The 9,491-nt window shown below is 63.0% G+C and carries 3 protein-coding genes; all 3 read left to right on the top strand.

All coding sequences use genetic code 11. The features are described 5' to 3' along the window. Positions 1-167: 167 nt before the first annotated feature. The 3 genes from recC to recD are packed head-to-tail and all read left to right on the top strand — an operon-like array spanning position 168 to position 9,402. A complete protein-coding gene (recC, locus tag AC07OF_RS14690; protein WP_495073041.1) occupies positions 168-3,647 on the top strand; it encodes an exodeoxyribonuclease V subunit gamma in 3,480 nt (1,159 codons plus the stop codon). Beyond that, positions 3,644-7,324: an exodeoxyribonuclease V subunit beta gene (gene recB / locus AC07OF_RS14685; protein WP_495073040.1), complete on the top strand. Its 3,681-nt coding sequence runs from the start codon at positions 3,644-3,646 to the stop codon at positions 7,322-7,324. The genes recC and recB overlap by 4 nt, the downstream gene beginning before the upstream one ends. Then, a complete protein-coding gene (gene recD / locus AC07OF_RS14680; protein ID WP_157194335.1) occupies positions 7,321-9,402 on the top strand; it encodes an exodeoxyribonuclease V subunit alpha in 2,082 nt (693 codons plus the stop codon). The genes recB and recD overlap by 4 nt, the downstream gene beginning before the upstream one ends. Positions 9,403-9,491 lie beyond the last annotated feature (89 nt).

The raw sequence follows: 9,491 nt of genomic DNA, 5'->3' as shown, positions 1-9,491 counted from the left end.
TGTGAGAGTAGGTCATCGTCAAGATTAAATTCCGAAACCCCTATCTGCGTATGCAGGTAGGGGTTTTGTCTTTTCCGCTCGGTAATCTTTGGTGCCTGTTCTGCCCTCATCAAGGGCCAAGCCCATGATATGGTTTCCCTCTGTCCGCACAGCCTCAAGGATGTCCAATGCCGCACGCAAACCCACTCCTTCCGGGATTCATGGTGGTCCACGGCAATCGCCTGGACGAACTGCGCAGCCTGGTGGTGAGCTGGATGCGCCTGCATCCCCTGGCACCTCTGGAAAATGAAATTGTCCTGGTGCAAAGCAACGGCATTGCCCAATGGCTCAAACTGGCTCTGGCCGAAGACCCCGAAGACGATGACCAGGGCGGTTGTGGCATCGCCGCAGCGATCGAAGTACAACTGCCCGGCAGCTTCATGTGGCAGTTGTACCGACGTGTGCTGGGACGCGATGAAATCCCGGAAGTGTCCCTGCTCGACAAGGCGCCGCTGACCTGGCGATTGATGCGTCTGCTCCCCGAAGTTATCGACAAACCCCACTTCGAACCCCTGCAGCGCTTTCTCACCGACGACACCGACCTGCGCAAGCGCTACCAACTGGCCGAGCGCCTGGCCGACCTGTTTGACCAATACCAGGTCTACCGTGCCGATTGGCTCAAGGACTGGGCAGCCGGACGACATGTGTTGAACACTGCCCGCGGTGACGCCAAGCCGTTGCCCCCGGCCAATTGCTGGCAAGCCGAGTTGTGGCGTGCGCTGTTGCTGGATGTCGGCGAGGAAGGCATGGCCCAGAGTCGCGCCGGGGTGCATCAGCGCTTTATCGAGCGGATCAACAGCCTTGAGCAGGCACCTGCAGGGCTCCCTTCCCGGGTTATCGTCTTCGGTATTTCCTCGTTGCCTGCCCAGGCGCTGGAAGCCTTGGCCGGCCTGGCCCGTTTCAGCCAGGTGCTGCTCTGTGTGCACAACCCCTGTCGGCACCACTGGGCGGATATCGTTGCCGACAAGGACCTGCTGCGTCACCAGTACAAGCGCCAGCAACGCAAGCAGGGCATGCCCAGTCTGATCGACGCGCAATCCCTGCATCAGCATGCGCACCCGCTGCTGGCTGCCTGGGGCAAGCAAGGCCGTGACTACATCAACTTGCTCGACAGCTATGACGATCCCGGCAGTTATCGTGCCGCGTTCGCTGATGGGCGCATTGACCTGTTCAGCGAAAGCCAGCCGCAAACCCTGCTCAATCAACTGCAGGACGACATTCTTGAATTGCGTCCGCTGGCCGAAACCCGCGAATTGTGGCCGGCAGTCGACCCAGGCAAGGATCGCTCGGTACGCTTCCATATCGCCCACAGTCCGCAGCGCGAAGTGGAGATACTTCACGACCAGTTGCTCGCCCGCTTCAGTGCCGATTCGCACCTGCGCCCACGGGACGTGATTGTCATGCTCCCGGACATCAACACCTACGCCCCGCATATACGCGCGGTGTTTGGCCAGTTGGGCCGCGATGACCCACGCTTCATTCCTTTTACCCTGACCGACCAGGGTCAGCGTGGCCGCGATCCGCTGCTGATTGCCCTCGAGCATCTGTTGAAATTGCCGGACAGCCGCTTTGCGGTCAGCGAGATTCTCGACCTGCTCGATGTGCCGGCCTTGCGGGCGCGCTTCGCCATCAAGGAAAGCGACCTGCCGACCCTGCACCGCTGGATCGAGGGTGCCGGTATCCGCTGGGGCCTGAACGCCGAACAGCGTGCCAGCCTGGGCTTGCCGGCTGATCTGGAACAGAACAGCTGGCGATTCGGCCTGCGGCGCATGCTGCTCGGCTATGCCGTGGGTGTCGGCGAAGGTTGCGACGGGATCGAACCGTTCGACGAAATCGGTGGTCTGGACGCCGCACTGATCGGCCCGCTGGTGGCCTTGCTCGACGCTCTGGAAATCGCTTATCAACAGCTGTCCAGGGCTGCGACCGCCGCGCAGTGGGGCGAACGTCTGCATGCGTTGCTGCAGGTGTTTTTCCTGGCCGAAACCGAGCATGACGACTACCTGCTGGTACAGCTGCAGACCCTGCGCGAGACCTGGTTGCAAACCTGTGAGTCGGTTGCGCTCGAAGACCTGCTGCCGCTGACCGTGGTCCGTGAAGCCTGGCTGGCGGGGCTCGACCAGGGACGTTTGTCGCAACGGTTCCTCGCAGGATCAGTGAACTTCTGCACCTTGATGCCCATGCGCGCGATCCCCTTCAAGGTGGTCTGCCTGCTGGGCATGAACGATGGCGATTACCCGCGTGCGCAGCCGCCGCTGGACTTCGACCTGATGGGCAGCGACTACCGCCCCGGTGACCGCTCACGCCGCGAGGATGACCGTTACCTGTTGCTTGAAGCATTGCTGTCGGCGCGCGACCAGTTGTATGTCAGCTGGGTCGGCCGCAGCATTCGTGACAACAGCGAACGTCCGGCCTCGGTATTGATCGGGCAGTTGCGCGATCACCTCGCCGGCGGTTGGCGCCTGGCTGCTGCCAAGCAGCGCGATAAGCTCGATGCTGGCGAACAGTTGCTGCATGCCCTGACCGTGGAGCACCCGTTGCAGCCCTTCAGTGCCCGCTACTTCCACAAGGGCAGCAGCCTGTTCAGTTATGCCCGTGAATGGCGAACGCTGCACCTGCCGGCCGAGGAGCAAGCCAAGGCCGGGGATGACCTGCCGCCTTACAGCAGCGATGAAGCCTTGAGTCTGACCTTGTTGCAGGATTTCCTCCGCCACCCGGTGCGGCACTTCTTCAGCCAGCGTCTGAAGGTGTTCTTCGAGGCGGTGCAAGCGCCGCTGGCCGATGAAGAACCCTTCGTGCTCGACGCCTTGCAGCGCTACAGCCTCAGTGAAAGCCTGTTGGCTGCGGCGCTGGCAACCCCCGACGACGTCAACCAGGCACTTGGCGCTCAGGCGCGGCGTCTGCAGGGCTGCGGCATGCTGCCATTGGCGGGGTTCGGCCAATGCCTGCAGGCAGAGTTGATCGAGCCGTTGCCCGACCTGTTGCAGCGTCATCAACAGCTGTTGCGTCTATGGCCCACTGCCCTGGACAGCGCGTTACCGATCCGCTTCGAATACCGCCAGCTCAAGCTTGAAGGTTGGCTTGGCCGGGTCTACCAGCGCGACGATCAGTCCCTGCTGAGTATCACCACCTTGCCCAATGGCATCAGCAGTGGCCGCTCGCTGAAATGGCAGCGGCTGACCTCGACCTGGGTCATGCACCTGGCCGCCTGTGCCGTCGGCCTGCCCTTGCACAGTGCTGTGGTGGCCACGGATATCACGCTGTTGCTGGCTCCGATCGAGCAAGCGCGTGCCGCTGACATGCTCGGTGACCTGCTCCTGGCCCGTCAGGCAGGCATGAGTTCACCACTGCCCGTGGCGACCAAGACGGCCTTTGCCTGGCTGGCCCAGAGCGACCCCGCTAAAGCCTTGGCTGCCGCGGCCAAGGCCTATGAAGGCGATGGCCAGAACAGTTTTGGCGAGCGTAGCGAAAGCACCGCGCTGGCACGGCAGTTCAGCGATTTCGCGGCGCTGACGGCCAGTGAAGAGTTCGAGGGCTGGTGTGAAGCCTTGTACCGCCCGATGTTCGATGCGCCCTGGCAGACCTTGGGCAATGAGGAGGACGCCCAATGAGTCGCAACGCCCCCCTGGCGCTGACCTTTCCGCTGCACGGCAGTCAGTTGATCGAAGCCAGCGCCGGTACCGGCAAGACCTTCACCATCTCCGCCCTGTACTTGCGTCTGGTGCTTGGTCATGGCGGCGAGCAGGGTTTCGGCCGCGAACTGCTGCCACCCCAGGTGCTGGTGGTGACTTTCACCGATGCCGCCACCAAGGAGCTGCGTGAACGTATCCGTACGCGTCTGGCTGAAGCGGCACGCTTCTTCCGTGGCGAACTGGATGACGCCGATCCGTTACTGCATCAACTGCGCGCTGACTACCAAGAAGACCTGTGGCCAGCGTGCGCCAATCGCCTGGACGTCGCTGCGCAGTGGATGGACGAGGCGGCAGTCTCAACCATTCACAGCTGGTGTCAGCGCATGTTGCGCGAACATGCGTTCGACAGTGGCAGCCTGTTTACCCAGACCCTGGAAACCGACCATAGCGAACTGCTCGGCCAGGTCATGCGCGACTACTGGCGGCGCTTTTGCTACAGCATGCATGGCGATGCGCTGGCCTGGGTACGTAGTCACTGGGTCAGCCCTGATGCCCTGTTGCCGCGGGTGCGCGCCCTGTTTGGACGGCAGCATATCGAGAACGGCGCCGAAGAGCCGCAGGCGCTGATCGATGCAGTGTTGCATCAGCGCGCCGAGCAGTTGCGCACGATCAAGGCGCCGTGGGTCCAGTGGTCCGGTGAACTGTTGCAGATCTGCCGTGACGGCCTGGCTGCCAAGCAAGTGGACGGCCGCAAGATGCAGGCCCGTTACTTCGAGCCCTGGTGCGAGAAGCTGGCCGCCTGGGCAACAGATGAACTGGCGCTGGAGCTTGACCTGGGTACCGGCTTCACCCGCCTGACCCGTGCCGGCATGGCTGAAGCCTGGAAAGGTGAGCCACCGAGCCACCCGGCCCTGCAGGTGATGGAAGGTTTGCAGGATCAACTGAAAGCCTTGCCGACACCCGATGCCTGCCTGTTGGAACACGCCGCCGCCTGGGTGGGCGCACGCTTTGAACAGGAAAAGCGCCGTCGTGCGGAAATGGGCTTTGACGACATGCTCCTGCGCCTCGATCACGCCTTGCACGGCGATGCCGGCGAGCGTCTGGCAGGTTTGATCCGTGAGCAGTTCCCGGTCGCCCTGATCGATGAATTCCAGGACACCGACCCGGTCCAGTACCGGATCTTTCAGCGTATCTACCGCATTGAAGAGAATGTTCAGGACACCGGCCTGTTCATGATCGGTGACCCCAAACAGGCGATCTATGCGTTCCGCGGCGCCGATATCTTTACTTACCTGGGCGCCCGTCGTGCCACCGCCGGACGCCTGCACAGCCTGGACACCAACTACCGTTCCAGCCAGGCCATGGTCGGCGCAGTCAATCATGTGTTCATGCAGGCCGAACTGCGTGAGCAGGGGCGTGGCGCTTTCCTGTTCCGCGAGGATGATGACAACCCGGTGCCCTTTGTCGAGGTCCAGGCCAAAGGTCGCAGCGAGCAGTTTCAGGTCGACGGACAGGCGCTCGCCGCCCTGAGTCTGTGGCACTTGCACAGCGACGAACCGGTCTCTACGGCGGTTTACCGTCAGCAGCTGGCCGCCAGTTGTGCCAGCCAGATTGTCGCGCTGCTCAATGGCGGGCAACAGGGTCGCAGCGGTTTTCTCCAGGCGGATCAGTCGCTGCGTGGCTGTCTGCCTTCGGACATCGCCATCCTGGTGCGCGACGGTCGTGAAGCGCAGTTGATTCGCGCCGAACTGGCGGCCCGCGATGTCCGCAGTGTGTATCTGTCAGACAAGGACTCGGTGTTCGCCGCCCAGGAAGCCCAGGACCTGTTGGCCTGGCTCAAGGCCTGTGCCGAGCCGGATGTCGAACGCCTGCTGAAGGCGGCACTGGCGAGTATCACCCTGAACCTGCCGCTGTCGGCACTGGAGCAGTTGAACCAGAACGAACGGGTGTGGGAACGCTGGGTCATGCAGTTCCGCCAGTACCGGCTGACCTGGCGTAGCCAGGGTGTGCTGCCGATGCTGCGCCGCTTGCTCCATGACTTCGACCTGCCGCAGGTGTTGATGACCCGCAGTGACGGTGAGCGAGTGCTGACCAACCTGTTGCACCTGGCCGAATTGCTGCAGCAGGCGGCCACCGAACTCGATGGCGAGCAAGCGCTGATCCGCCACCTGGGCGAGCATCTGGCCAGCGCCGGTCAGGCTGGCGAAGAGCAGATCCTGCGCCTGGAAAGTGATGAGCAACTGGTCAAGGTGGTGACCATCCACAAGTCCAAGGGCCTGGAATATCCTCTGGTGTTCCTGCCGTTCATCTGCACCAGCAAACCGGTGGATGGCCAGCGCTTGCCGCTGGGCTGGCACGACAGTGAAGGCCAGGCGCACCTGACCCTGACCCCGGATGCCGAGCAGATCGCGATGGCCGACGATGAGCGTCTGGCCGAAGACCTGCGTCTGCTCTACGTTGCCCTGACCCGCGCTCAGCACGCTTGCTGGCTGGGGGTTGCCGACCTCAAGCGAGGCACCGGCAAGACCTCGCTGCTGCACCGTTCGGCGCTGGGCTATCTACTCGGCGGCGGCGCGCCCTTGGCGGCTTCCAGTCAGTTGAGTGAGTGGCTACAGGCCCTGCAAGCGGGTTGCCCGGCGATTGCCAGCAACGCCATGCCTGAGGCCAACGAACAAGGCTATAGCGCACCCGCCAATCAGGCTGAACTGCTGCCTGCGCGCCAGCCCAAACGCCGTGCGGCCGAGAACTGGTGGATCGCCTCCTACAGTGCACTGCGTATTGGTGAAGAATCGCTGACCCTGGATACCGACAGCTCGCAAGCCCAGCAACTGCTCGATGACGAGCGCCCCGATCCGCAACAGCTGCGCGAAGTGACGCCCGGCAGCGGCGATATCCATCGCTTTCCACGTGGCCCGAACCCTGGGACCTTCCTTCATGGTCTGCTCGAATGGGCGGGGCTTGAAGGTTTTGCCCAGGTGACGGCGAACGACGAAGCGCTCAAGCGCACGGTCGGCCAGCGCTGCAACCGCCGCGACTGGACAGGCTGGATCAACACCCTTGGCCACTGGCTGCAGCAATTGCTGGTGCAACCCATGGCCCTGGCGCCGGCCAGTCCGCCGCTGGCCTTGAATCAGCTGAGTCAGTATCAGATCGAAATGGAATTCTGGTTTGCCAGCAACAAGGTCGATGTCGGCCAGCTTGATCGCCTGGTGGGTGAATACACCCATCAAGGCGCTGCACGGGTTGCCGCCCAACCGGCTCAGCTCAACGGCATGTTCAAGGGCTTTATCGACCTTGCCTTTGAACATGACGGGCGCTACTACGTGGCCGACTACAAATCCAACTGGCTCGGCCCTGACGATCTGGCTTACAGCGAGCTGGCCATGGAGTCGGTAATCCTCAGTCACCGCTACGACCTGCAGTACGTGCTCTACCTGCTGGCCATGCATCGTCAGCTCCGCGCACGGCTGCCGGATTACGACTACGACCGCCATGTGGGCGGCGCGGTATTCATCTTTTTACGTGGTGTGCATTCGGCATCTGGCGGCGTGTATTTCGTCAAACCGCCACGGGAATTGATCGAGCGCCTCGATGCGCTGTTCCGTGGCGTCAGTGCACCGCAGCAACACGACCTGTTCCTGGGAGATACACCATGAGCCGTACCCTCGACGACCTGCTGCCGACGCCACTGGATGCCGAGCATCTGGCCGCACTCGAGCCATTGAGTGACAGTGCCGACCTGCTGGCATTGCTCGATCGTTGGGTCGAACGTGGCTGGCTGCGCGCACTGGACCGGGCCTTCGTCGGCTTTCTCGAAGAACGCGATCCGGGAGGCGACCCGCTGGTGTTGCTGGCAGCGGCCCTGGCCAGTCACCAGCTGGGTCATGGCCATGTCTGTCTGGACCTGGCTGAGACCCTGGCCGAACCTGACTTTGCCCTGTCGTTGCCCCCGGAAGGCGATGCGCTGGCAGGTCCCTTGCTGCTGCCGTCGCAGTTGCTTGAGCAACTGGCGCTGAGTACCTGGTTACAGCGCTTGGCCAGCAGTCGGCTGGTCGCCAATGGTGCTTGCGTCGAAGAGGCTTCGCGGCCTTTGGTGCTCAGTGCTCAGCGTTTGTATCTGCGTCGCTACTGGGCCTATGAACGGCAGATCGACAGCGCCTTGCGTCAACGTCTGGAGCAGGTCGAGCCGACCCCGGCCGATTTGGCCGCGCGCTTGGCGCAACTGTTCGATGGTGGCAGCCAGGCGGGGCAGGTGGACTGGCAAAAGCTGGCCTGCGCCCTGGCCACCCGAGGTGCTTTCAGCATCATTACCGGCGGCCCGGGTACCGGCAAGACCACCACGGTGGTGCGCTTGCTGGCTTTGCTCCAGGCGCCAGCCGTAGAGGCCGGACGTCCCCTGCGCATTCGCCTGGCAGCACCCACCGGCAAGGCAGCGGCGCGGCTGACCGAATCCATTGGTCAGCAGGTTGAGCGCCTGGCCGTCGAAGCCCAGGTGCGGGAAAACATCCCCACCGATGTCTCGACGGTGCACCGCTTGCTCGGTAGCCGTCCGGGTTCGCGGCATTTTCGTCACCATGCGGGCAACCCCTTGCCCCTGGATGTGCTGGTGGTCGACGAAGCCTCGATGATTGACCTGGAAATGATGGCCAACTTGCTGGCCGCGCTGCCGCCTCACGCCCGTCTGGTGTTGCTGGGTGACAAGGACCAGCTGGCCTCGGTGGAAGCCGGCGCCGTGCTCGGTGACCTGTGCCGGGATGCCGAAGCTGGTCGCTATAGCGCCCAGACCCAGGCCTGGCTGGAGCAGGTCAGCGGTGAAACCCTGGCGGGTAGCGAACTGCTGGCGGGCACTGCCGAGCAGTATCCATTGGCGCAGCAGGTGGTGATGTTGCGCTTTTCCCGGCGCTTCGGTGAGACCAGCGGTATCGGCCGGCTGGCGCGCCTGGTCAACCTGCAGGACGCCGAACAGGCACGGGCCTTGTTGCAGCAGACACAGGATGACGTGTTCGGCCTGACCCTGCGTGGCGAGCAGGATCGCGCCCTCGACCGTCTGCTGCTCGATGGCCTTGGTCGCGGCAACGAGGGGCCGCAGGGCTACCGCAGCTATCTGCAGGTCATTGGCCGGCAACGTCCGGCGCTGACCACGCCGGTTGATGACCCGCGCTGGGAAGCCTGGGCCATGGCCGTGCTACAGGGTTTTGAAACCTTCCAGCTGCTGTGTGCCGTACGTAAAGGCCCATGGGGCGTGGAGGGGCTGAACCAGCGGGTCGGCCGGGTGTTGGGCGCTGCCGGCCTGATCGATGTCGAGCAACCCTGGTATGAGGGCCGGCCAGTCCTGATGACCCGCAACGACTATGGCCTGGGTCTGATGAACGGTGACATCGGCATTGCCTTGCGTCTGCCCGATGAGCAGCAACCCGGCCAGCAGGTGTTGCGAGTGGCCTTCGCCCGTAACGATGGTCGTGGCGGTGTGCGCTTTGTATTGCCCAGCCGCCTCAACGAGGTGGAAACCGTGTACGCCATGACCGTGCACAAGTCCCAAGGTTCGGAGTTCACCCATACTGCCCTGGTGCTGCCCGATGCACTGAACCCGGTGTTGACCAAGGAGTTGATCTACACCGGCATCACCCGGGCAAAAAGCTGTTTCACTTTGATCGAACCGCGCCAGGGGGTGTTCGAGGACGCGGTGCGGCGCAAGGTCAAACGCATTTCAGGATTGATGCTGGAGCAGGTATGAACACGGCGATTCGGCCTTTTACCGGATGGGCAGAGGCCTGCTCTCTCGCTGGAAAATCGGCCACTGTGCTATCGTTGCGGCATTATCCC

This window comes from Pseudomonas sp. GW821-FHT10B02, from assembly GCF_059415665.1.
Note: the sequence above shows the minus strand (reverse complement) of the source record. Positions and strands in the feature narration are given on the sequence as shown.

Bases quoted from the DNA above. Each gene is read 5' to 3' on its own strand.
- recC (WP_495073041.1), top strand. From the start codon at position 168: ATGCCGCACGCAAACCCACTCCTTCCGGGATTCATGGTGGTCCACGGC.
- recD (WP_157194335.1), top strand. From the start codon at position 7,321: ATGAGCCGTACCCTCGACGACCTGCTGCCGACGCCACTGGATGCCGAG.
- recB (WP_495073040.1), top strand. From the start codon at position 3,644: ATGAGTCGCAACGCCCCCCTGGCGCTGACCTTTCCGCTGCACGGCAGT.